We start from the raw sequence: 22,916 nt of genomic DNA on the forward strand, positions 1-22,916 counted from the left end.
ACATGCACAAGGAAACAGTTTTCGATCTGATCGGCATCGGCTTCGGTCCGTCCAATCTTTCGCTGGCGGTGCGTCTTGCGGAAGAGGCGCGGACCTCGAAGCTCGCGCATTGTTTCGTCGAGCGGCAGCCCGAGTTCGGCTGGCATCGCGGGATGTTGCTTGACGACTGCCGGATGCAGATTTCCTTCCTGAAGGACCTCGTCACGCAGCGCGATCCGAAGAGCCGCTTCACGTTCATCAACTACCTGTTCGAGCGCGGACGCCTCAACGAATTCGTCAACCTGAAGAGCTTCTATCCGACGCGGCTCGAGTTTCACGACTATCTGCGCTGGGTCGCCGACGCGTTCGATCAGCGCGTGCATTACGGGCAAACCGTCACGTCGATCGAACCGGTGTTCGCATCGAAGGGCAGCAGCGAGATCGATGCGCTGCGCGTGTTCTCAAGCGATGACGAAGGCAACGAGCGGCAACGCGTGGCGCGCTCGCTTTCGGTCGGCATCGGTGGAACGGCGCAGGTGCCGGAGGCGTTTGCCGCACTCGGACCGCACAACGTGATCCATTCGTCGGCTTATCTGACGTCGATCGATCGCGTCGTCGGAACAGGTGATCGTGCGCCGAAAAAGCGCGTCGCGGTGATCGGCGCGGGGCAGAGCGCGGCGGAAGTCTTCGTCGATCTGGGGCGCCGGTTCCCGCATGTCGATGCGAGCCTCGTGATTCGTTCGAGCGCGCTCAAGCCCGCCGACGATACGCCGTTCGTCAACGAAATCTTCAGCCCCGCTTATACCGACGTCGTCTACGCGCAGTCGAAGGACGGCCGCCGGTCGCTGATCGAACGCTTTCGCGACACCAATTACGCGGTGGTGGACCGCCCGCTCATCGAGCAGATCTACGAGATGTTGTATCTGCAGAACGTGGCGGACAACGCGCGGCATCGGCTGCTCGCGAGTACCGCGATCGAAGCGGCCGTGCGTGCTGCGAACGGGCAGATCGAACTCACGATGCGCGACGGCCTGAACGGCCACGGGCGCGCCGAACGCTTCGATGCGCTCGTGCTTGCGACGGGCTATCGACGCGACACGCATCTCGCGCTCCTCGACGGCCTGGCGCCGCATCTCGGCGATGCGCTGAACGAGGGCGATGTCGCTCGCGACTACCGGCTCGCGACGCCCGATCACTTCAAGCCGCGTATTTATCTGCAAGGCTGCTGCGAAGACAGCCACGGTCTCTCCGATACGTTGCTCTCGGTGCTGGCGCTACGCTCGGACGAGATCGCGGCATCCCTTGTCGAACATGCATCGATAGATCATCCGACCAACACCAATCAAACGCGCAACAAGGATGGTGTGCACATGGCGTTCGCTATCTGAAACAAAAATCAAATCGCTTCACGGGGGAATGGAAAGATGCAGTGGGCAATACGAACGCGTCGAAGCTCGATCGCCGCGGCGGTGAGCTTTGCGTTCTGCGCGGCAGCGCATGCGCAAAGCACAGGCAATACGGTACAGGACGTTGCGGCAGCGAACACGCTGCCCGCGGTGAAAGTCAGCGCATCGGCGGAAGGCGACGGTACGGTGGGTCTCGTCGCGCGCCGCAGCAGGACCGGCACGAAGACGGACACGCCAATCGACGAAATTCCACAGACGATCAACGTCGTCACTTCCGCGCAGATCGAGGAGACGGGCGCGACCAGCATCAACGAAGCGCTGCGCTACGTGCCGGGCTTTTCGTCGTATGGCGCGGACGTTCGCTCCGACTGGTACTCGGCGCTGCGAGGCTTCACGCCGACCGTTTTCGTCGATGGACTGCAGGTGCCCAATACGCTGAACCTCTCGAGCTGGCGTGTCGATCCGTACATGATCGACAGCATCACGATCCTGCGCGGCCCGACTTCCGTGCTGTACGGACAAGGTGATCCGGGCGCGATCGTCGATGTGCAGAGCAAGCTCGCCAATGGCGAACGCATCCGCGAGGCCGGCATGCAACTCGGCAACTATGCACGCAAGCAAGTGCAGTTCGATATCGGCGATACGATCGATAAGGATGGCACGCTCTCGTATCGCGTGCTCGCGGTCGGGCGCGATGGCAATTCGCTCACCGGACCGCATGCGGAGCAGCGCTTCTCGATCGCGCCGTCGGTCAGATGGCAGCCGAACGCGAGCACGTCGTTGACCGTTGCCGCGAGCTATCTGCAAGACTGGGGGGATGCGTCGAACAACTTCCTGCCGGCGGAGGGCACGGTGCTGCCGAATCCGAACGGCAGGATTTCGGAGAACCTCTACACGGGGGACCCGACGTATTCGTACTATCGCAAGAAGCAGTGGTCGGTCGGCTACCAGTTCGAGCACAAGTTCGATCCGGTGTGGACGTTTCGCCAGAACACGCGCTGGATGCATCTCTCGCTTGATAACGGCGCGGTGTGGGGCGGCGGTCTCGATGCGAGCGATCCGACGCAGCGGACGCTCTCGCGCTATGCAGGGCTCTTTCAGCCGAACTACAGCCGCTTCGATATCGACAACCAGGCCCAGGCGCGCTTCGGCACGGGACCGATCGAACATACGGTGTTGCTCGGCTTCGAATACAACCGTCAGAACTCGACCGATAGCGAATGGCTCGCGCTCGGTCCGAGCCTCAACATGTACAACCCGGTCTATACGCCGGTATCGACCGCGATATTCAGCGGCCCCGATTCGTTCGGCCAGACGAATACGCGCACGACGCTCGATTCGTTCGGCCTCTACGCGCAGGATCAGATCAAGTGGCAGCGCTGGGTGCTGACGGTGGGCGGCCGTGAGGACTGGACCGATACGAAGCTCAACGACGTCGTCGGCGACACGCAGACGAAGCAGAACGACAGCGCGTTCACGGGCCGCGTCGGGCTGACATATCTCGGCGACTATGGGCTCTCTCCGTACATCAGCTATTCGACGTCGTTTAATCCGATCATCGGCGTGAAAATGGCCGACGGCGGTCTGCCTTCGCCGACGAAAGGCCGGCAGATCGAAGCCGGCTTGCGCTGGCAGCCGGCGGGCAAGAACCTGATGCTGAACGCAGCCGTCTATCAGATCAACCAGACGAACGTCCTCACGCCCGATCCCACCGATCCCACCAACACGTTCTCCGTGCAGACAGGCGAAGTGCGCTCGCGCGGCATCGAACTGAGCGCGGTCGGCAACGTGACGCGCGATCTGTCGGTGATCGCTGCCTACGTGTATCAGGACGTGAAGAACATCGACGCGAACGACGACACGCTCGGCAAGTGGCCGGTGTCGATTCCGCTGCCGCGTCAGATGGCCTCGCTCTGGGCCGACTATACGTGGCACGCGGGTCCGCTCGAAGGATTCGGTGTCGGGGCGGGCATCCGCTATCAGAGCGGCCTCGCGGGCGCCGCCGACAACTCGCTCTACGTGCCGAGCTACACCGTGTACGACGCGGCCGTTCACTACGACATCCGCCACTGGCGTTTCGCGGTGAACGCATCGAACATTTTCAATCGCACGTTCGTGAGCGGCTGCCAGTCGTCATCGGCGTGCTTCTACGGCAATCCGCGCACGGTGATCGCGAGCGCCCGCTACAACTGGTGATCCATGTCCAAGAAGAAACTCGTTTATATCCTGTCACTGCGCAATGCCGCAGCCGATCGCGCGGGGCAGCAGATCGAATACAAGGGCGGCCTGCGCTACATGAAGTCGCCGCTCGAATATCTCGTAGGGCGGCTCAACGAAAGGGAACTCGGCGATCTCTACTCGCTCGAAGGCGTCATCTATGACGACGATGAAGGCTCGCCCGCCGATCGCGAAAAGCTCGAGCATTACGGCTTTTCGTGCACGCCGGGCAAGCAGTGGATTTATCCGCCGAATCTGACGGTGCAGGGCAAGTCCGTGAACAGCCTGCTGCATGCGATTCCTTCGGCTTACCGGCGCTTGCCGCTCAATGCGCCAGAGCGTGTTGCGCAGAAAAGCGCGTTCGAGAATCGCCTGCTCGACAAGCTGATCGCACTCGAAGCCGATTTCGTCGTGCTCGACGGGTTGCTCGTGATCCTCGATGAACTCGTGCGGCCCGGTGCGCTCTTTCATCGGCGAATTGCGAACATTCATCCGGGCGTGACGCGTCTCGGTTCGCGCTACGAGCGCCGTGGCGCCTATGCGACGCTCGATGCGTTGTACGGCGCGCGCGGCGAGAAGGTGATCGACTGGAACACGCGTGAGACGCGGACCGTGCCACCGGTCGATAAAACCGGCGCGTCGTTTCATTACGTCGATAACGGCATCGATTCGGGCGAGGTGATCTTCGACCTGCTCGAGACCTACATCGACCCGAACGACACGATCCTCGAACTGCGCTGGAACAACTTCAACAAGAGTCTCTTCCCCGCGCTTGAAGGAGGCCTCGCGATGATGGCCGAGAGCTTTGCGAAGGAGGCGATCTGAACATGGCGTCTTCAACGCGTCGTGTGCTTTCGAGCCACTACGCACACCACCCAGTCAAATGCGGGAGACATGACGATGAACGTTCGATTTCATCCTGAGGCGACGGCCGGTTTGACCGCCGCCAACGATACACCGATCGACCGCGCGCTCTTCGCGTGGAGAGAGGATCTTGCGCCTGAAGCGCTCTTGCCAGCGTTTGGCGAACTCTTCTGCCCCGAACCGGATCGCCAGAGCGCGACGCTTGCTTTGCCGCTTACGGAAACGATGGCGGCCAATGTCTTCATCGAGCGAGCGATTGCGGAAGGTGTGATCGACCAGGCGCTTCATCGCGACGGCCACTTGCTGCTTACGACTTCGCGCCGTACCTTCTGGCAGCAGCAGCGTCCCTGGCTCCAGGCGAGCGCATCTGGCGACATGCCGCTCACTTACGCCGAGACCAACGGGCGGTGCCATCCGGTGCGGCCTTCGAACGCGGAGGGCACCATCTATGAGCGCCATTTCCCGCAAATCGACATGACGTTCAGCCTGCGCACCGCCGATCCCGAAGCCGACGCCGATGTCTTCAGCGCTTGGATGAACCTCGATCGCGTGGCGCACTTCTGGGACCAGAGGGGCACGCGCGCCGAGCACGCGGCATATCTCGCGGAGCGTCGCGCCGACCCGCACATGCATCCGATGATCGGCTACTTCGACGACAAGCCCTTCGGCTACTTCGAGTTCTATTGGGCGAAGGAAGACCGCCTCGGCCCGTTCTACGACGCAGGCGATTTCGACCGTGGCCTGCATCTTCTGATCGGCGATCCGCAGTTTCAAAGCGCGGGCAAATTGCGGGCGTGGTGGAGCGGCGTGCTGCACTACATGTTCATCGACGATCCGCGCACGCAGCGGCTCGTGGGCGAACCGCGCGTCGATCACGTGCGGCACATTGCGTACATGCACAGGATGGGCTTCTACACGCTTAAGGAATTCGACTTCCCACACAAGCGCGCGGCGTTGACCGTCATCGAGCGCGAAAAGTTTTTCAGCGACTTCAAGTTCTGAGCGCAGCCGCCGACCATGCGATGCAAGCCGCGTAACCCGGCGGCATGGAAAGCGGCGCGGTGGCGATGCCTTGCACGTCGTCGCGACGGGGCCACACGGTGAAGTGCTGCATGCCCTTCGTGATGCCCACGCCGAGCGCCTTCAATATCGCTTCCTTCGTGACCCAGATGTCGTAGAAGGCGTCGGTTTGCGCGTGAACGGCAAGTCGTTCGACGGCATGGCGCTCGTGCGAACTGAGCGCGATCTCCGCCACCGTGCGCCAGTCGAATTGCGTCGCACGCTCTTCGATATCCACCCCCACGCGTCTCCGCGACGACAACGCGATCAGCCCATGATCACCCGAATGCGAGACGTTGAAATCGATTGCGTGTGAATTCGCAAGCGACGGGCGTCCCGCTTCGTCGCTTGCCAACGGCACATCTTCGGCTGCGACGCCAAGCCGTTCTGCCAGCAGCGCGCGCAATGCGGCGCGAACCATCGCGAAGCGCAGCGCATCCATGCTGCGATGAAAGGCCTGGGCGCGCGCGCGTTCGTTACCGGAGAGCGAAGCGAACACAGGATCGTCGAGCCGCGCGCCAAATACGATATCGACGCGCCAAAGCGAAACATCGGCGGGACACTCTGGCGGTAAGGGCACAACGACTAACGGGATCATGAATTCCGATGCATCGAAAATAAGTCCATGGGATTATGCCAGCGACGCATTGATTATCGAAAGCGAGGTGAGCATGGCAAGCACATGGCAATTCCAGATCAGAATCGCGGCGTCCAGGAAACTCGCGGAGGCATTGCGTGAAGGCCGCGCCTATTCCGCGCTCGACCCGCTTAATGAAATCCTGCGCGCGCACAACGCCACGCTGAAGTCCCAGTTCGACGCATTCATGGACTACGTGACCGAAGCGGAAAGAACGGACCCCGACAACTATCCTCTGTATGAATGGACGCGGGCGTCGGTCGATAACCCGGAAAAGAAGGCGAAATATCTAAGGGTCTTTACCGTGTACGTGGACGGTGAAGAGATCTACGGCGCAGAAACGGCCGACCGTCTCCAAGCGGAACTGACTGCGCTTATCGATGCGGACGGTATCGAACGCGTCATGAAGTTCGATACGAACCCGGCGAACAATCCGCAACCGCCTCGGCAATAATTTCTGCATGAATCCGGTGGGGTAATTATTGCCATATCGCGTTGCGATCGGAAATCGTCGCCGTTAAAGGAGCCCGCGCAAACGTTCGCGTGTCGAATTGATTTCATGCCTTCTCCAACCGCTATATCATGTTGCCGGTTTAGGAAACCAAGAACACAAAACTGGAGAAGCACTTGAGCGAACCTCACGGCCTCGCCGATATCGTCGGCAAGCACGAAGCGAAGATTTTGACGGACTGGCTCAACGAACAACTCGCGACGGCGCGCCAGGGCGTGATTTCCGAAGCCGAGCTCAGGGAATCATCGCGCGCTTTCCTTGCACAATTCGCGCGGGCCATTGCAAGCGATTACGACACGGACCTGTCAGGCCAGGCTTGGGACAGCGTGCGTCTGCACCTTGAAGCGCTCTCGCGCGAACGCGTGATCCAGGGTTTCACCTCGTCGGAAACAGCCGTCTTCATCTTCTCGCTGAAAAAGCCCCTGTTCGATGCACTGCGCGACGCCTTCAGCACGAACCCCGAACGCTTGAGCGTTGAATTCTGGAAACTGAGCCAGGTGCTCGACAAGCTCGGCCTCGTCACCGTCGATTCATATCAGCGCGAACGCCAGCAAGTGATCGAACGGCAGCAGCAGGAATTGCTCGACCTGACGACGCCCGTCGTCAAACTGTGGGATTCGATCGTCGCATTGCCACTCATCGGCACGCTCGACAGCGAACGCACGCAAGTCGTCATGGAAGGCCTGCTCAACGCAATCGTCGATAACGAAGCGGCAATCGCGATCATCGACATCACCGGCGTGCCGACAGTCGATACGCTCGTGGCACAGCATCTGCTAAAGACCGTCGCGGCCGCGCGGTTGATGGGCGCGGAATGCATCATCAGCGGCATTCGTCCGCAGATTGCGCAAACCATCGTGCATCTCGGCGTCGACCTCGGCGACGTGGTGACGAAAGCGACGCTTGCCGAAGCGCTGAAGATCGCGTTGCGCCGCGTCAACCTTACCGTTACCAAGCTGGGCGCGGTCAAATCGGGCGATTGAAGATGGAGCAGATTCCGGTTCTTAAGCTTGGCGGGTTTCTTCTGGTATCGATCCAGATCGAATTGCATGACGAACTCGTGCTGGGTCTTCAGGAAACCCTGACGTCGCGGATCTCGGAGACCCGGGCCCGCGGAGTGCTGATAGATATTTCAGCGCTGGAGATCGTCGATTCGTTCATCGGCCGCACGCTCGGGCATATCGCGGCAATGGCGCGCGTGCTCGACGCGGAGACGGTGCTCGTCGGCATGCGTCCCGCGGTCGCGATCACGCTTGTGGAACTCGGCATGACGCTAAAGGGAATTCGAACCGCTCTCGACGTCGATAAGGGCATGGCCATGCTGAAGGCCTCGGCGGACGCGGGAGAATCTTCATCGTTACGCTAAACCAGGTTGTCCTGGAAATCCGCACGCCCGGCGAGGTCAACCTCGCGCGCAAAGCGGTGCAGGACTGGGCAATGCGACTTTCGTTCGGCACGCTCGAACGGACCAAGTTCGTCACGGCCGCGAGCGAGCTCGCACGCAACACGCTCGTGCACGGCCAAGGTGGAACGGTCACGCTCATCGAGCTGGAGAAGGACGGCAGGCAAGGCATTCAACTGATTTTCGAGGACAAGGGTCCGGGCATTCCCAACATCGAGAAGGCGCTGGAAGATGGATACAGCACGGCCAAAAGCATGGGCCTCGGCTTGGGCGGCGCGCGGCGGCTCGTCAATGAATTCGAAATTACTTCGGCAGCAGGCAGCGGGACTCGCGTGAGCATCGTGCAATGGAAGCGACGATAAATCTTTCGGACCAGAGCGGTGTCGCGCACGCGCGGCGCTCGGTTGTCGCGCTCGCGCAGTCGCTCGGACTCACCGAACGTGTCCAGGCCGACGCGGCCCTCGTCGTGAGCGAAGCAGCCACCAACATCCTCAAATATGCGAGGAGCGGCACGATCCATCTCGCGCCTTATGCGGATTTCACGGGCAACGGGCTGCAGATCGTAGCAGCGGACCGGGGGCCGGGCATCGTCAATGTGCAGGCCGCGCGCACGGATGGGTTTTCCACTGGTGGCAGTCTCGGTGCGGGACTTGGCACGATCGAGCGGCAATCTGCGTTCTTCGATTTCTATTCGATCGCAGGCGGTGGCACGGTGCTGCTCGCGCGCATTGAGAACAAGGGTGCAGGCGATGCGAAGCCTGGCGCGTGGACGATCGGTGCGAGATCGACGCCGAAGCTCGGGCAGCAGATTTGCGGTGACGCGTGGAGCGCGCTCGAAGATGACGGCACCCTGTGGATCACGCTACTCGACGGGCTCGGCCACGGGCCGCTCGCGAGCGAGGCATCGCGTCGCGCGGTGGACGTGTTCCGCCAGCGTAATCGCGACGACACGCCCGCCGATGTCCTGCGCGCAGCGCACCAAGCGATGCGCTCGACACGCGGCGCGGTCATGGCCGCAGCGAAGTTCGATGTGAAGGCCAAGTCGATGACGTATGCGGGCGTCGGCAACATCGTCGCGATCGTGAACACGGGCGAGGTCAACCAGCATCTCGTCTCGACCGATGGCACCGTCGGTTACAACATGCGGCTCGTGCGCGAGAGCACGGTGGACTGGAACGTGCGCAGCGTCTTCATCGCGACGACGGACGGTCTCTCCACGCGCTGGAACCTGAACCGCCACCCGGACCTGCTGCAACATCATCCGGTCGTCATCGCGCATGTGCTGCATCGCGACTTCGCGCGCGACAACGACGACGCGTCGATCATCGTCGTCAAAGCGACCTGACATGCTGCATCGAATTCTCTCCACACCTATCGCGAGCAACCTGAGTCTCGTCGCGACGCGTGACCGCGCGCGACAGGTCGGCGAGCTGTTCGGGCTCGATGATCTGCAACGGACGCGGTTCGTCACGGCCGTCTCCGAGATCGCACGCAATGCCGTGCAGTTCGCGGGCGGCGGCACGCTGACGTTCCTCGTCGGCGATTCGGCGGAGCACGCGAATTCGCAGTGCATCGTCGCGCAGATCGCCGACAAGGGACCGGGCATCGCGAGGCTCGATCAGATCCTGAGCGGCGTGCATCATGAAGGCACGCCGGGCATGGGCCTGCCTGGCAGCCGCCGCATGGCCGACGCGTTCAGCGTCGCTACCGAGCCGGGCCGCGGCACGACCGTCACGATCGAGATGCTGCTGCCGCGCGACAAACCGCGCCTGACGCTCGACAAGCTGAGCGTGCTCGTCGATCAACTGACGCGCCGCAAGGCGCAGACGCCTGTCGAGGAGCTGGAGCAGCAGAACCGCGAAATGCTGCTGACGCTCGGCGAATTGCGGCGCAAGCAGACCGAGCTCGAAGAAGCGGACGTGCGCAAGAACGAGTTCCTCGCGATGCTCGCGCACGAGTTGCGTAACCCGCTCGCGGCGATCAGCCTCGCGCTCGAAGTGGCCGGACGCGGCACACCGGCAACGGGCGATCAGGCCGATACGTTCGCGCTGATCGGACGGCAGACGGCGCAGTTGTCGCGCATGGTCAACGACCTGCTCGACGTATCGCGGCTCACGCGCGGCAAGGTCGATCTGCATACGGAAGTCGCGCGCGTCGACGATCTCATCACCGGTGCGCTGGAGATGACCGCCGCCGAGGTCACGCGGCGCGCGCACCGGATCAGGACGGTTTATCCGAAAGAGGCCGTGCTGGTACGCGGCGACGTCGCGCGGCTCAAGCAGGTGTTCAGCAATATCCTGCACAACGCGGCGCGCTATACGTCGGAGCCGGATGAAATCGTCGTGAAGGTCGAGGCGTCGGAGCAGGAAGTGAATATCGAGGTGACGGATCACGGCATCGGCATCGAACCCGGTATGCTGCCGCGCGTGTTCGACTTGTTCGCGCAGGCATCGACCGCGATCGGCCGGCAGGATGCAGGGCTGGGCATTGGGCTTACGGTCGTGAAGCGGCTCGTGCACGATCATGGCGGATCGGCGCATGTCGAGAGCGCGGGCATCGGGCGGGGAACTACGTTCGTGGTCAAGCTGCCGCGTGTGTACGAGCCGCTGCCCGACGATGTCGCCGAGATGGCCGCGGCGCCGCAGCAGCGCGCGCAACGCATTCTGATCGTCGATGACAATCGCGACGCCGCTGAAGCGCTCGAAGCGTTATTGACGATGAGCGGTCACGAGTGCGAGGTCGCTTACGATGGAGCATCGGCGCTCGATGCGGCCGATGCATTCATGCCGACGGTGGCGGTCATCGATATCGGTTTGCCCGACATGACCGGCTTTGAAGTCGCGCGTGGTTTGCGCGAGAAGGCACGCGGACGGGCGCTATTTCTCGTAGCACTGAGCGGCTATACCACGCCCGATTTTCGCGAAAACGCCGACGACGCGGGCTTCGATCACTACTTCGCGAAGCCCATGTCGATCGACGATCTCTACGCCTGCCTTGCTGCCTTTCCCGCGCATTGACCTAGCGCGCAGCGAGCATCCCGATCACGAGTCCGGCGAGGGCCGCCATCGTGATGGCTTTCCAAGGGTTGTCGTGCACGAAGTCGTCGGTGGTATCGGCGGCGATGCGATATTTGAGCTTCAGGTTGTCCTGCGCCTCCGACAGTTTTCCCTGCACCAGCCGCAACTTGCGTGCGGCTTCGAACTTCGTGGCGGCTGCGGCGGAAGAGACGTCTGTTTCGTCCGAAGTACGCGATGTCGCGCGGATCGATGGCTTCACGCCTTGCGCTGAAGTGCCGCCATTGGATGAATTCGAGGTGTCATCACTCATTGCATGCTCCTTTTGTGTGGGGCGGAATATCGTTAAGTCGATGGTGGGTCGCAATAACCGTGCCGCGCGGCCTCAAGCCGCTTCGCCGTCGGCCGAGTTCGGAATGCGCTCGACGTCCTGCTTCCAGACCGTGGCCTCCGAGTCGCTCGGTGCGCGCCAGTCGCCGCGCGGCGAGAGCGATCCGCCCGAGCCGACCTTCGGCGCGTTCGGAATGCAGGACCGCTTGAACTGGCTCGTCCGGAAGAAGCGATCGACGAAGATCGAGAGATTGCGCTTGATGTCCGCGAGCGCGTACTGGTTGCGCGCGACGTGCGCGTCCTCAGGCCACGCGCCTTGCGCCCTGTCTTTCCAGGCCGAATGCGCGAGGAACGCGACCTTCGATGGCGTGAAGCCGAACCGCAGAATGTAGTAGAGGCTGAAGTCCTGCAATTCATACGGCCCGATCACGCTCTCTGTCTTCTGCTCCAGCACGCCGCTCGCCTTGCCGGGCACGAGTTCGGGACTGATGTCGGTATCGAGGACTTGCTCGAGCACCTCCGTTCCTGAAGTGCCGATTTGTCCCGACTCCGCGACCCAGCGCACGAGATGCGTGATCAGCGTCTTCGGCACGCTCGCGTTCACGCTGTAATGCGACATGTGATCGCCGACGCCGTAGGTGCACCAGCCGAGCGCGAGTTCGCTCAGGTCGCCGGTGCCGATCACGATCGCGTTATTGAAGTTCGCGAGACGAAAGAGGTGATTGGTGCGTTCGCCCGCCTGCACGTTCTCGAACGTGATGTCGTACTGCTCCGTGCCTTCGCCGTACGGATGCCCCAGGTCCTTCAGCATCTGCAGGCAACTGGGACGAATGTCGATCTCCTCGGCCGAACAGCCGACCACCTTCATCAGATCCTTCGCCTGCTGCAGCGTGCGGTGGCTCGTCGCGAAACCCGGCATCGTATAGCCGAGAATGTTCGAGCGCGGCAGGCCGAGGCGGTCCATCGCCTTTGCGCAGACGAGCAGCGCATGCGTCGAATCGAGGCCGCCCGAAACGCCGATCACGACCTTTGATATCTTCGATGCCCCGAGCCGCTGGATCAGCGCCTGTACTTGAATGTTGTAAACCTCGCTGCATCGTTCGTCGCGGCGGCGCGAATCGGCGGGAACGTACGGGAAGCGCTCGACCGCGCGTTCGAGCGCCAGATGCTCATCGTCGGGGATCGTGAACGGCACCTGCACGACGCTGAATTTCGCGACCTCTTCGCGATGCCGGTGCGCGGTCTGGCCGAACGTCGTCTGCTTCATGCGTTCGCGCGAGAGGCGTTCGAGATCGATGTCGGCGCACAGCAGGTGCGATTCGTTGAGGAAGCGGTCGGACTCGGCCAGCAGCGAGCCGTTTTCGTAGATCAGCGCCTGGCCGTCCCACGCGAGATCGGTGGTGGACTCTCCGCGGCCGGCGGACGTGTACAGGTACGCCGCGAGGCAGCGCGCGGATTGCTGCCCGACGAGCTGATGCCGATACCCCGACTTGCCGACGACGATGTTCGACGCCGACAGATTGACGAGCACTGTCGCCCCCGCGAGCGCGGCGAACGACGACGGCGGGATCGGCACCCATACGTCCTCGCAAATCTCGACGTGAAAGCGGAAGAACGGCATGCCGGGGATATCGAAGAGCAGGTTCGCGCCGAATGGAACTTGCTGGCCGCAGACATCGACCTGCGTAACCGTTGCGCTATCGGCCGGATTAAACTGACGTGCCTCGTAGAACTCGCCGTAGTTCGGCAGATAGCTCTTGGGCACGATGCCGAGGATGCGTCCGCCTGACACGATCGCTGCGCAGTTGAAGAGCTTGTGCTCGACTCTCAAAGGCAGCCCGACGATCAGTACGAGCGGCAAGCGCTCCGATGCCACTGCGACTTGAGCAAGCGCTTCTTCGCATGCGTCGAGCAGGGCGCGTTGATGGAAAAGATCGTCGCAGGTGTAGGCGGAGAGGCCCAGCTCGGGGAACGCGACGAGCGCGGCGCGGCGCGCGGCGGCTTGTTTCGCGACCTCGATCGTCTGCGCGGCGTTGAACGCGGGATCGGCGACGCGGCAGTTCGGCACCGCGACGGCGACCCGCGCGAAATCGTGGCTGTAGAGGTTGAAGAAAGACTTGGCCATTCTGAACAATCCCTCGGTACGGGTGACGCAGCGTTGGTGGACGCTTGCGCTGATCTGGAGGGATTTTAGCAGCGGGCGCATGTGCGCGATGCCTGCGCGTTCTGCGCGCGAGCGCGCGATGCTCGAAGCGAATTGCTCGACCGCCTCTCAACCGATGACGCCTGAACGCGCTCAATGCATCGCGACGAGCGTCGTGCGCGCGACCTTGTCGACGGTGAGACGTATCGCGTCGATCAGCGCGCGCGCCGCCGGCGACGGCGTGCCGCCCGCGCGCACGATCAGGCCGATTTCACGTTGAGTATTCTGCATTTCGATGTCGAGCACCGCGAGCTGTCCCGACTCGCACTCATAGAAGAGTTGCTGCGCGGAGAGCGCCGCGAGCATGTCGGTCTGCATCAGCACGCCACGGATGACAGCGAGATCGGCGGTCTCGACGGTCGGCATCGGCGGTTTCAGGCGTGCCCGCCTGAAGAGCGCTTCGAATATGCCGCGCGCGGGAGCGTGGTTGCGCGGCAGAATCCATTGAGCAGACAATAGCTGCTTCAGCGACAGCCCGCTCGTGCCCACGAGCGGATGATCGCGACGCGCCAGTACGACCAGGTCCTCCGACATCAGCCGTTCGTTGGCGAGGCCGCTTGCGGCATCGTTGGCGCGCAGGGCGCCGAGCACGAAATCGATATCGCCGGAACGCAGGCCCGCGACGAGCAGGTCGTATGCGCTTTCATCGGTCACGACGCGCACGCCCGGATACTTCGCCGCCACGCGCGCGATCGCTTCCGGCAGGATTCGCGTACGGCCGAGCGGCAGCGCGCCGACGGTCACGTAGCCCTGGATGCTGCCGTGCAACGCGGCGATGTCATCGGGGATATGGCGCAGTTCGTTCAATGCGCGGCGCACGTGCAGCACGACCGTTTCTCCTTCGCTCGTCAGCAGCAGCCCGCGCGGACTGCGATAGAAAAGCTGCATGCCTGCGCCGCTCTCCATGATCCGGATCGCGCTGCTCACCGCCGGCTGGCTGATGCCGAGCGTCTGCGCGGCGCTTGGCATGTGCCGGTGCCGTGCAAGCGTCGAGAACAATTGCAATCGGCGGGTGTTAAGCAAGTACGCGGGCAATGCGTTGTCCGTGACCGAACGCCGCCGCGATTGACGCGCGGCGCACCACTTGGCGAGTTCTTCCAGCTCCGCAAAGATCCGTTCGCAACGCTGCAGCACGGCGCGGCCAGCGGGCGTCGGCAACATGCCCGATGGACGGCGCTCGAAAAGTGGCTCACCGACCGCCGTCTCCAGTTCCTGCAGCGAACGCGTGACCGCGGATTGCGCCCTGAACAGTGCCGCCGCCGCGCGCGTTGCGCTGCCGGTTTGCCCGACCAGCCGAAAGGCGCGCAGGTACGCGAGGTTGAGCAGTTCAGGGTTGTCCATTGCGGGCCTTGATAACTGGAATTTGCGATCGAGTATAGCGGTGAGGATGGCCCTGCGACATGTCGCACGGAGCCATCTGTTTGATTTATCGCGTTGCTAGCGAAACCCGCGTGCAGCATGCGCGCGGGCAATCGCAGCGCCCTCGTTTTTAAAGCACGCCCGATTGGTTTTATGCGTTAGCGAATTGGATTAACTCAGGCATCGATCAAAAGCCCTGAATTAACCGTGAATAAGGGCCTTTTCCCCAATTTGTAAACAAAACACGCGCGGGCATAATGCGTTAAATTCAGTAATCGGTAAGTGGACTATAGCGTTCAGGTTGTTTTTACCGAATTGAAACGGGCATTACGGCTGAGTCTCGCGCGCACGACATTCACATTTCGATGCCGCGCTGCGATCGGTGCGTCCCCTCACTCGAACACGCTGATCCAGCGTCCGGGCCCATGATGTGGCCCGCTTAAGGTATCGAATATGAAACCGGCTAAAAATTCCTTGTGGTCCCGATCTGCGCGGTATATCAAACTCGGCCTGGCAACCGCTGCCATCGCCGGACTCGTGAGCGTTCTGCTTTTGCGTCACGAGCAGAAGACCGGACTGATGCCCGCGCTGAACGGCGTCGCGAGCCAGATGCGCGATGACGCCGCCGCGTGGACACGCGAAGAACGCGACGCCTCGGAGATGCTGCGCGATATTCGCGCGCATGACGTGACGGCGATCGGTGTAAGCCCGAGCGCGATTCTCGTGTCGACGAAGAATGGCGCGAAGTATTTCGTCACCGATCACAACTCGTCGTTTTCGAACGCGCTCCTCCTGAGCGAAATGAAGACTGACGCACAATCGCAGTATCAGCTCGTCTGGCTACCCGATGCGAACATCCGTTCAGATTCCGCCCGCCTGATGGATGCATTCGACAAAACTCGCGACGCCCTTAGCCTGTTGCTGCCGCTGCTGTTGATCGGAGGAATGGTCTGGTTCATGCGCCGAGAAATGACGGGCGGCGCGCAGTTGCTCGGCAAGGCGCCCGCACTCACGTTCGACGACGTGATCGGCGCAGGCGAAGCGAAGGCCGCGCTCTCGGACATTCAGGCATACCTCACCGACCCGAAGCAATTCAGCGGCATGGGCCTGCGCGCGCCGTGCGGCATTCTGATGGTGGGCGGCCCGGGCGTCGGCAAGACGCGTCTTGCGCAGGCGCTCGCGGGCGAGTGCGGCGCGAACTTCATCTCGATCACCGGTAGCTATTTCAGCGCGAAGTACTACGGCGTCGGCATCCAGAAGGTCAAGCATCTGTTCGAAATGGCGCGCAAGAATGCGCCGACCGTCATCTTCATCGATGAAGCCGACGGCCTCGCGAAGCGCACCGATACCGGCGGCGGCCCCGCGGAATCGGAGAGCAACCGAATCATCAATCAGTTGCTCGCGGAGATGGACGGCTTCGAATCGAACGAGGGCGTGATCATCGTCGCGGCGACGAATCATCCGGACAATCTCGACGAAGCGCTGCGCCGTCCGGGCCGTTTCGATCGCACCGTGCAGGTTCGCCTGCCAGACCTCGAAGACCGCGCGGAGATCTTCCGCTTCTACGCGGACAAGCTCACGACGAAATCCGACGACATCGACTTCCGTCAACTCGCGCGCCTCTCGACGGGACTTTCGCCGGCCACGCTCGCGATGGTCGTCAATCAGGCGGGGCTCGTCGCGCGCAAGGCGGGCGAGATCGTGGTCGAGTCGAAGCACTTCGTCGAAGCGATCAAGATCGCGCGCATCGGAGACGTGAGCGGCGCCGAGCGCGCGCTCAACGAAGAGGAACGAACGCGCATCGCGGTTCATGAAGCGGGCCACGGACTCGTCGCGGCATTGCTCAACACGGGCGTGCTGGAAGAAGTGACGATCCTGCCGCGCGGCGGCGCATTGGGTGTCGCGTTGATCACGAAGATGCAGGACAAGCACCTCTATCGCGAAACCGAAATGCGCAACGAGATTCAGGTACTGCTCGGCGGACGGAACGCGGAAATGCTGACGTTCTCGGAAGCATCGAGTGGCGCCGCGCAGGACTTGCAGGAAGCCTCGCGAATCGGCCTCGACATGGTGTCGAAGTTCGGTTTCAACGCGGACGGCAATCTCTTCAGCCTCGCCGCGTTGCCGCAGCAGTACGCGGGCTTGCAGATGAAGGCGTCGATCGAGCATGCGAACATTCTGCTCAAGGAACTGAACGAAGCCTGTTACACACTGTTGCGCGACAACGAGCCGGTGTTGCAGGCCATCGCCAGCGAACTGCTCGAATCGGAGACGGTGCCGGGCTCGACCGTGTATCGGCTGATCGAGGAACACCGGGCGCGCAAGGACGGTTTGCATCTTGCCGAGGAGCGAGAAGCTGCTTGATTGGCATCGTCCTTGCGTCCGTCCGTCTCTTCGGTGCAACTCTTCTAAGGAGCTTGATCCATGAGTATCGATCTGACGTTCCGCGCAGGCGAAGCAACCGTCATGGCCGCCGAAGGCCAGGCGACCGACGCGATGCCCGAGATCCTGATCGGGCGCGTCGACGGCCCGGTCGGTCATGCGTTCGCGAACATGATGGCGCAAAGCAAGGGCCACACGGCGATGTTCGCGATCCGCGCCTGCAACCAGATGGTGCGGCCCGCGACGATGATCGTCCCGAAGGTCACACTGAAGGACATGGCGACCATCGACCTGTTCGGCGGCGTCGTGCAGTCCGCGACGGCGGACGCGATCGTCGATTGCCTGATCGAAGGCATTTTGCCGAAAGATCAGGCGAACGATCTGTGCATCATCAGTCTTGTCTGGATCGATCCGCGTTGCGTGAGCGATCCGAACCTCGACAAGAAGGACATGTATCGCACGAACTACGAAGCGACGAAGCTCGCGATCCAGCGTGCAATGAACAACGAGCCGAGCGTTGAGACGCTGATCGCGAACCGCCACACCATCAAGCACGATATGGACGACTGGAGCTGAACGTCCTTATTTGCGATTCACCCAATAGCAAAGCCCCGCCCGGCGAAGCCGGAGCGGGGCAGTGCGTCTTGCACTTGCTGCTGACAAACATCGATGAACATGGCGTTACGGCTACAGCGGAATAACTGTGCTGCGTTACGTCGCTACTGACATCGGATACGGCGCGGTTCGAATCGCACGTCACTGCTTTACGGTACAGGGTTAGGGTAAGTCCGTTTGCTCAGTCGACCTGGAGGTTCGCCGCGCGCGGTGCGTTGTTCTGCACCACGGAAACCAGTTTATCTCCGCGCCTTCAATTTCAATTGGCCGATGAGCCACCGACTTCACCCACAATTCGCGCGATCGGCTGCCACGACGCTTCAATCTGAATGCAGCATGGCGACGATTGCATCGGTGATACCCGTTTGCGCATACGAGGCGCGCTGGATCATGCCGACCGTACGCGTGATCGGCGGATACACGATCGGAATCAGCCGCAGTGAAGGATCGGCTTCCCAGTCGCCGCGATGCAGCTTCGGCAGCACCGTCACGCCGACGTTCTTGCGCACGAGCGCGACGATCGTCTCGATGGAGTTCAGCTCCAGATATTCCTTCACCTGAAGACCGAGCGTCTGCAACGCCTGATCGACGACGAGCCCCGTGCGCACGCGCCGGTCGAAGCGCAGAAAGCCGTGCGCGAGCAGGATGCGTTGCGCATCGGTATCGGTGACTTCGCGGTTCACGACGAGCATCAGCGGCTCGGTATAAAGCGGCGTCCACGTGAGGCCCTCGGGCAGCGTATCGTCCGGGCGCGCGACGACTGCCGCGATGTCCACTTCTCCTTCTTCGACCATGACCGTCAGTTCGTCGGAGCGCGCCGAGAGCAGCCGCACGTCGAGCAGCGGATGCGCGGTCTTCAGTCCCGCAACGCACAGCGACAACGCGCCGATCACCGACACGACCGCGCCGATCGTCACCGGCCCCTGCATCGCCTTGGCGGGTTTCGCTTCGAGTTCGGCCATCAAGTCGAGGATCAATTCGACCTTCGGCGCGATCTCGCGGCCCTGCTGCGTGAGCGTGATCTGCCGGCCGCTGCGGTCGAACAGATCGCGCTTGAGCGCTTCTTCGAAGCCGCGCATCTGCAAGCTGACGGCGGCCTGCGTCAACGCGATCTTGTCCGCGGCGGCAGCGAACGAGCCGGTCCGCGCGACCAGGCGAAAAGTCTTCAGCATGCGGATCGTGAGCATCGACACTTAAAAATAACTTGAATGAGGTTAAGAAAGTTTAATATTTTCTGATGTGCCGTGTTGGACATAATTGGGTAACGATTTTTCCCCGGACATCGATGTGCGCTGGAGCAGCCAATCATGAACAAGCCTTTCGAGCGCCGGCCGGTGCTGGAAGTCACGGGCTTCTCCCTCAAGTTTTCCCGCGATCCGAAGGTGCCGAATCTCGTCGATGACGTCTCGCTCTCGGTGAACGCCGGAGAAACGCTGTGTGTGGTGGGCGAATCGGGCTGCGGCAAGAGCGTGACGTCGCTCGCGCTGATGGGGCTTCTGCCGAGCCCGCCCGCGAATGTCGTGTCGGGCACGGCGATGTTCGACGGCCGCGATCTCTTCGCGATGCCCGAGCGCGAACTCGCGGACGTGCGCGGCAACCGCATGTCGATGATCTTTCAGGAACCGATGACGTCGCTCAACCCGGCGTTCACCGTCGGGCACCAGATCGCGGAATGCGTCGAGCGGCATCGCGGATTGAAGCGGGCCGAGGCGCGTGCCGAAGCCCTCGCAATGCTGCGGCTCGTGCGCATTCCCGCGCCCGAAACGCGGCTCGACGCGTATCCGCACGAGCTTTCCGGCGGCATGCGCCAGCGCGTGATGATCGCGATGGCGCTTGCCAATCGCCCGCAGTTGCTGATCGCCGACGAACCCACCACCGCGCTCGACGTGACCATCCAGGCGCAGGTGCTCTCGCTCGTGCGCAATCTCCAGGCCGAAACCGGTACCGCGATGATCCTGATCACGCACGACCTTGGCGTGGTCGCCGAAGTGGCGGATCACGTCGCGGTGATGTATGCGGGGCGCATCGTCGAGTACGGGCCGGTGGCCGAAATCTTCGATGATCCGCAGCATCCGTACACGATCGGCCTGATGGGCGCGATTCCTTCCGTCGGCAAGCGCGAGGGGCAGCTCGCGACGATTCACGGCTCGGTGCCATCGCCCGAGCGCATGCCGAAAGGCTGCCGGTTCGCGCCGCGCTGTCCGTTCGTCGAAGCGCGCTGTATCGACGCGACGCCGCCCGAGAAGCGCGTGAACGATGCGCATCGCGTGGCGTGCTGGGTCGCGCCGGTGGAGACCGCGCACGCGATGCAAGCGCGCGAGGTGGCTGCATGAGCGCGATCCTTGAAGCTCGCGGTCTCACCAAACACTTCGGCGGCACGCGCCATCTCTTTTCGCGCGCGCCGACGGTGTACGCGGTGAACGGCGTGTCGTTCGCGGTGGAGCAGGGCGAGACGTTTGCGATCGTCGGCGAATCGGGCTGCGGCAAGTCCACGCTCGGGCGTCTGCTGCTGCGTCTCATCGATGCCACAGAAGGCCGCGTCATCTACCAGGGCAGGGATATCACGCATCTGGGCGCGGGCGCGCTGCGTCAGCTGCGCCGTGAATTGCAGATCATCTTTCAGGACCCGTTCGCATCGCTGAATCCGGGCATGACGGTGGGGCGCATCATCGGCGAGCCGATCGAATTGCACGGCCTCGCGCACGGCAAGGCGCGCGCGGAACGCGTCGCGCAACTGCTCCGCACGGTCGGCTTGCAGCCCGAATACGCGGACCGCTATCCGCACGAATTTTCCGGCGGCCAGCGCCAGCGCATCGGCATTGCGCGCGCGCTGGCGGGCGAGCCGCGTCTGATCGTCGGCGATGAGCCGGTCTCCGCGCTCGACGTCTCGGTGCAGGCGCAAGTGATCAACCTGCTCGAAAAGCTGAAGCAGGACCTCGGCCTCACGCTCGTCATGGTCGCGCACGATCTGGCGGTGATCCGCCACATGAGCGACCGCGTCGCGGTGATGTATCTCGGCGAGATCGTCGAACTGGCGGACGTCGATGCACTCTTCGACACGCCGCTGCATCCCTACACGCAGGCGCTCCTGCAGGCGATTCCCGCGAGCAGCCCGCGTCAGCGGCGCGAGCGCGTGGCACTCACGGGCGACCTGCCGAGCCCGACCGCGCCGCCGCCCGGCTGCCGCTTCCATCCGCGCTGCCCGCATGCGAAACCGCTGTGCCGCGAAGCGGCGCCACGTAGCGAGACGGTGGAGGGCGGCCGGCTCGTCGCGTGTCATTTCTGGCGCGAGATCCAGAACGCGGGCGGCGGCGCGCCGCTCCAGTCGAGCGTGAGCGCGAAGCTCGCCGAGCGCCTTGCCGTTTATCGCGAGCGTCAGGCCGCGACCGACCCCACGTAGATCATCATTCCAACTCGAAGGAAAGACCGCATGCGTAACATCCTTGTAGCCGGGGTACTTGCTGTCGGCGCCGTCGGTTCAGGCGGCGCGATGGCGCAATCGACGATCCGCATCGGCCTGCAGGACGACATCGGCACGCTCGATCCGGCGCGCAGCAGCCAGGTGGTCGATCGCATGGTGCTGAATTCGCTGTGCAGCTCGCTCGTCGATATTTCGCCGGACCTCAAGATCGTGCCGATGCTCGCGACCTCGTGGAGCACTAGCGCCGATGGCAAGACGCTGACGTTCAAGCTGCGCCAGGGCGTGAAGTTCCAGAACGACGAGCCGTTCAACGCGGCGGCGGTGAAGGCGAATATCGACCGCTCGCGCTCGCTGCCGGCGAGCAATCGCAAGAGCGAACTGGCGTCGGTGGATCATGTCGACGTGGTCGATGACAGCACCGTCAATCTCGTGCTGAAGGCGCCCGATTCGGCGCTGCTCGCGACGCTCACCGACCGCGCCGGCATGATGCTCGCGCCGAAGTCGCTCGCGGACGATGCGGGCGTCGCTACGCATCCGGTGTGCTCGGGGCCGTACAAGTTCGTGCAGCGCGTGCAGAACGACCGTGTGGTGCTGGAGAAATTCGCGGGCTACTGGGATGCCGACAAATACCCGATCCAGAAGGTGATCTATCAGCCGGTGCCCGACAGCACGGTGCGGCTCGCGAACGTGCGCTCGGGCTCGCTCGACATGCTCGAACGCCTCGCGCCATCGGACGTGAACGCGGTGAAGAACGACCGCAACCTCAACTTCATCTCGATCCCGGGCCTCGGCTTCTACGACCTCACGTTCAACATCTCGAACAGCGTGCGTGCCCCGAAGGCGCTCAAGGACAAGCGCGTGCGCGAGGCGTTCGAACTCGCGATCGACCGCGACGCGATCAACCAGGTGATCGGCGGCGGCATTTTCGCGCCGGCGAACCAGGCGCTGCCGGCATCGAGCCTGTACTACGTGAAGTCGATCACGACCACGAAGCGCGACGTCGCGAAGGCGAAGTCGCTGCTCAAGGCGGCGGGCTACGACAAGGTCGACGTGGAACTGACGTTCGGGAACAACACGGTCTCGAACCAGATGGCGCAGATGCTGCAGGCGATGCTTTCGGAAGCTGGCATCAACCTGAAGCTGCGTCCGACCGACTACGCCGCCGCACTCAACGCCGCGCACAAGGGCGATTTCGAACTGCTCTATCTCGGCTGGTCGGGCCGTATCGATCCGGATGGCAACCTGCATCAGTTCGTGAGCTGCAAGGGCAACCTGAACTACGGCCTCTATTGCAACCCCGAAGTGGATCGCCTGCTAGGCGACGCGCGCGCGAAATCGACCGTCGCGGAACGCAAGCCGCTCTACGATGCCGCCTCGAAGATCCTCGCCGACGAAGCCCCGATCGTCTATCTCTACGTGCAGCCGTGGCCGTACGTGCTTTCGAAGAAAGTGCAGGGCTTCACGCCTTACCCGGACGGCCTGATCCGCCTGCGGGGCGTCACCGTCAAGGGGTAACG

Annotated in this window: 20 protein-coding genes; 15 read left to right on the forward strand and 5 right to left on the reverse strand. The window is 62.7% G+C overall.

The window, feature by feature from the left end; translation table 11 throughout:
- The first annotated feature begins 2 nt into the window (after positions 1-2).
- The 4 genes from AWB65_RS11945 (at position 3) to AWB65_RS11960 (ending at position 5,468) form a co-directional block, all read left to right on the forward strand.
- Entirely contained in the window at positions 3-1,367 is a 1,365-nt protein-coding gene (locus AWB65_RS11945) for a lysine N(6)-hydroxylase/L-ornithine N(5)-oxygenase family protein (RefSeq protein WP_087667366.1), read from the forward strand.
- A 36-nt stretch (positions 1,368-1,403) separates the two neighbouring features.
- A complete protein-coding gene (locus tag AWB65_RS11950; protein WP_087667367.1) occupies positions 1,404-3,581 on the forward strand; it encodes a TonB-dependent siderophore receptor in 2,178 nt (725 codons plus the stop codon).
- Between the two features lie 3 nt (positions 3,582-3,584).
- The gene (locus AWB65_RS11955) at positions 3,585-4,427 is read left to right on the forward strand and encodes a formyltransferase family protein (protein ID WP_087667368.1); all 843 of its coding nucleotides are present in this window, start codon (positions 3,585-3,587) and stop codon (positions 4,425-4,427) included.
- 75 nt (positions 4,428-4,502) lie between these two features.
- Positions 4,503-5,468: a GNAT family N-acetyltransferase gene (locus tag AWB65_RS11960; protein WP_087667431.1), complete on the forward strand. Its 966-nt coding sequence runs from the start codon at positions 4,503-4,505 to the stop codon at positions 5,466-5,468.
- Here AWB65_RS11960 and AWB65_RS11965 read toward each other — a convergent pair.
- The gene (locus tag AWB65_RS11965; protein WP_087667369.1) at positions 5,458-6,123 is read right to left on the reverse strand and encodes a 4'-phosphopantetheinyl transferase family protein; all 666 of its coding nucleotides are present in this window, start codon (positions 6,121-6,123) and stop codon (positions 5,458-5,460) included. The genes AWB65_RS11960 and AWB65_RS11965 overlap by 11 nt on opposite strands.
- Positions 6,124-6,196: 73 nt before the next feature.
- On the opposite strand from AWB65_RS11965, the gene AWB65_RS11970 reads away from it, so the two are divergent.
- The 6 genes from AWB65_RS11970 to AWB65_RS11995 all read left to right on the forward strand — a co-directional run bounded on the left by AWB65_RS11970 (position 6,197) and on the right by AWB65_RS11995 (position 11,092).
- On the forward strand, positions 6,197-6,616 hold the full coding sequence (locus tag AWB65_RS11970; protein WP_087667432.1) for a hypothetical protein: 420 nt from the start codon (positions 6,197-6,199) through the stop codon (positions 6,614-6,616).
- A gap of 173 nt (positions 6,617-6,789) precedes the next feature.
- Positions 6,790-7,656, forward strand: a complete 867-nt coding sequence (locus tag AWB65_RS11975) for an STAS domain-containing protein (protein WP_087667370.1) — start codon at positions 6,790-6,792, stop codon at positions 7,654-7,656.
- Positions 7,657-7,658: 2 nt separating this feature from the next.
- On the forward strand, positions 7,659-8,039 hold the full coding sequence (locus tag AWB65_RS11980) for an STAS domain-containing protein (RefSeq protein WP_087667371.1): 381 nt from the start codon (positions 7,659-7,661) through the stop codon (positions 8,037-8,039).
- Positions 8,040-8,110: 71 nt separating this feature from the next.
- Complete coding sequence (locus tag AWB65_RS11985) at positions 8,111-8,437, forward strand: anti-sigma regulatory factor (protein WP_235007600.1); 327 nt, start codon at positions 8,111-8,113, stop codon at positions 8,435-8,437.
- Positions 8,422-9,420 carry an ATP-binding protein gene (locus AWB65_RS11990; protein ID WP_087667373.1) on the forward strand — a complete coding sequence of 333 codons (999 nt, stop codon included), beginning with the start codon at positions 8,422-8,424 and terminating at the stop codon, positions 9,418-9,420. The genes AWB65_RS11985 and AWB65_RS11990 overlap by 16 nt, the downstream gene beginning before the upstream one ends.
- A 1-nt stretch (position 9,421) precedes the next feature.
- On the forward strand, positions 9,422-11,092 hold the full coding sequence (locus tag AWB65_RS11995) for an ATP-binding response regulator (RefSeq protein ID WP_087667374.1): 1,671 nt from the start codon (positions 9,422-9,424) through the stop codon (positions 11,090-11,092).
- A 1-nt stretch (position 11,093) separates the two neighbouring features.
- Here AWB65_RS11995 and AWB65_RS12000 read toward each other — a convergent pair whose 3' ends face one another.
- From AWB65_RS12000 to AWB65_RS12010, 3 genes are all read right to left on the reverse strand, one after another.
- Positions 11,094-11,402: an ElaB/YgaM/YqjD family protein gene (locus AWB65_RS12000; protein WP_087667375.1), complete on the reverse strand. Its 309-nt coding sequence runs from the start codon at positions 11,400-11,402 to the stop codon at positions 11,094-11,096.
- 72 nt (positions 11,403-11,474) lie between these two features.
- Entirely contained in the window at positions 11,475-13,544 is a 2,070-nt protein-coding gene (locus tag AWB65_RS12005; protein WP_087667376.1) for an NAD(+) synthase, read from the reverse strand.
- Between the two features lie 171 nt (positions 13,545-13,715).
- Positions 13,716-14,963: a LysR family transcriptional regulator gene (locus tag AWB65_RS12010; protein ID WP_087667377.1), complete on the reverse strand. Its 1,248-nt coding sequence runs from the start codon at positions 14,961-14,963 to the stop codon at positions 13,716-13,718.
- 471 nt (positions 14,964-15,434) lie between these two features.
- On the opposite strand from AWB65_RS12010, the gene AWB65_RS12015 reads away from it, so the two are divergent.
- On the forward strand, positions 15,435-17,345 hold the full coding sequence (locus AWB65_RS12015) for an AAA family ATPase (RefSeq protein ID WP_087667378.1): 1,911 nt from the start codon (positions 15,435-15,437) through the stop codon (positions 17,343-17,345).
- 60 nt (positions 17,346-17,405) lie between these two features.
- Complete coding sequence (gene fae / locus AWB65_RS12020) at positions 17,406-17,939, forward strand: formaldehyde-activating enzyme (RefSeq protein ID WP_087656447.1); 534 nt, start codon at positions 17,406-17,408, stop codon at positions 17,937-17,939.
- 359 nt (positions 17,940-18,298) lie between these two features.
- On the opposite strand, the gene AWB65_RS12025 is transcribed toward fae, so the two are convergent.
- A complete protein-coding gene (locus AWB65_RS12025) occupies positions 18,299-19,165 on the reverse strand; it encodes a LysR family transcriptional regulator (protein ID WP_087667379.1) in 867 nt (288 codons plus the stop codon).
- A 120-nt stretch (positions 19,166-19,285) separates the two neighbouring features.
- Between AWB65_RS12025 and AWB65_RS12030 the strand changes: the two genes are divergently transcribed.
- Genes AWB65_RS12030 through AWB65_RS12040 form a run of 3 tightly spaced genes read left to right on the forward strand, consistent with a single transcriptional unit; the run spans position 19,286 to position 22,914 of the window.
- The gene (locus tag AWB65_RS12030) at positions 19,286-20,311 is read left to right on the forward strand and encodes an ABC transporter ATP-binding protein (RefSeq protein ID WP_087667380.1); all 1,026 of its coding nucleotides are present in this window, start codon (positions 19,286-19,288) and stop codon (positions 20,309-20,311) included.
- Entirely contained in the window at positions 20,308-21,378 is a 1,071-nt protein-coding gene (locus AWB65_RS12035; RefSeq protein ID WP_087667381.1) for an ABC transporter ATP-binding protein, read from the forward strand. The genes AWB65_RS12030 and AWB65_RS12035 overlap by 4 nt, the downstream gene beginning before the upstream one ends.
- A 30-nt stretch (positions 21,379-21,408) precedes the next feature.
- On the forward strand, positions 21,409-22,914 hold the full coding sequence (locus AWB65_RS12040; RefSeq protein ID WP_087667382.1) for an ABC transporter substrate-binding protein: 1,506 nt from the start codon (positions 21,409-21,411) through the stop codon (positions 22,912-22,914).
- The last annotated feature ends 2 nt before the right edge of the window (positions 22,915-22,916 follow it).

Origin of the sequence: Caballeronia humi, from assembly GCF_001544475.1 — a bacterium.
Taxonomy (GTDB): Bacteria; Pseudomonadota; Gammaproteobacteria; order Burkholderiales; family Burkholderiaceae; genus Caballeronia; species Caballeronia humi.

Coding starts and splice junctions, on each gene's coding strand:
- AWB65_RS12010 (WP_087667377.1), bottom strand. CDS start 14,963: ATGGACAACCCTGAACTGCTCAACCTCGCGTACCTGCGCGCCTTTCGG.
- AWB65_RS11965 (WP_087667369.1), bottom strand. CDS start 6,123: ATGATCCCGTTAGTCGTTGTGCCCTTACCGCCAGAGTGTCCCGCCGAT.
- AWB65_RS11980 (WP_087667371.1), top strand. CDS start 7,659: ATGGAGCAGATTCCGGTTCTTAAGCTTGGCGGGTTTCTTCTGGTATCG.
- AWB65_RS11970 (WP_087667432.1), top strand. CDS start 6,197: ATGGCAAGCACATGGCAATTCCAGATCAGAATCGCGGCGTCCAGGAAA.
- AWB65_RS11995 (WP_087667374.1), top strand. CDS start 9,422: ATGCTGCATCGAATTCTCTCCACACCTATCGCGAGCAACCTGAGTCTC.
- AWB65_RS11985 (WP_235007600.1), top strand. CDS start 8,111: ATGCGACTTTCGTTCGGCACGCTCGAACGGACCAAGTTCGTCACGGCC.
- AWB65_RS11990 (WP_087667373.1), top strand. CDS start 8,422: ATGGAAGCGACGATAAATCTTTCGGACCAGAGCGGTGTCGCGCACGCG.
- AWB65_RS12015 (WP_087667378.1), top strand. CDS start 15,435: ATGAAACCGGCTAAAAATTCCTTGTGGTCCCGATCTGCGCGGTATATC.
- AWB65_RS11945 (WP_087667366.1), top strand. CDS start 3: ATGCACAAGGAAACAGTTTTCGATCTGATCGGCATCGGCTTCGGTCCG.
- AWB65_RS11955 (WP_087667368.1), top strand. CDS start 3,585: ATGTCCAAGAAGAAACTCGTTTATATCCTGTCACTGCGCAATGCCGCA.
- AWB65_RS12040 (WP_087667382.1), top strand. CDS start 21,409: ATGCGTAACATCCTTGTAGCCGGGGTACTTGCTGTCGGCGCCGTCGGT.
- AWB65_RS12030 (WP_087667380.1), top strand. CDS start 19,286: ATGAACAAGCCTTTCGAGCGCCGGCCGGTGCTGGAAGTCACGGGCTTC.
- AWB65_RS12000 (WP_087667375.1), bottom strand. CDS start 11,402: ATGAGTGATGACACCTCGAATTCATCCAATGGCGGCACTTCAGCGCAA.
- AWB65_RS12035 (WP_087667381.1), top strand. CDS start 20,308: ATGAGCGCGATCCTTGAAGCTCGCGGTCTCACCAAACACTTCGGCGGC.
- AWB65_RS12025 (WP_087667379.1), bottom strand. CDS start 19,165: ATGCTCACGATCCGCATGCTGAAGACTTTTCGCCTGGTCGCGCGGACC.
- AWB65_RS11960 (WP_087667431.1), top strand. CDS start 4,503: ATGAACGTTCGATTTCATCCTGAGGCGACGGCCGGTTTGACCGCCGCC.
- AWB65_RS11950 (WP_087667367.1), top strand. CDS start 1,404: ATGCAGTGGGCAATACGAACGCGTCGAAGCTCGATCGCCGCGGCGGTG.
- fae (WP_087656447.1), top strand. CDS start 17,406: ATGAGTATCGATCTGACGTTCCGCGCAGGCGAAGCAACCGTCATGGCC.
- AWB65_RS12005 (WP_087667376.1), bottom strand. CDS start 13,544: ATGGCCAAGTCTTTCTTCAACCTCTACAGCCACGATTTCGCGCGGGTC.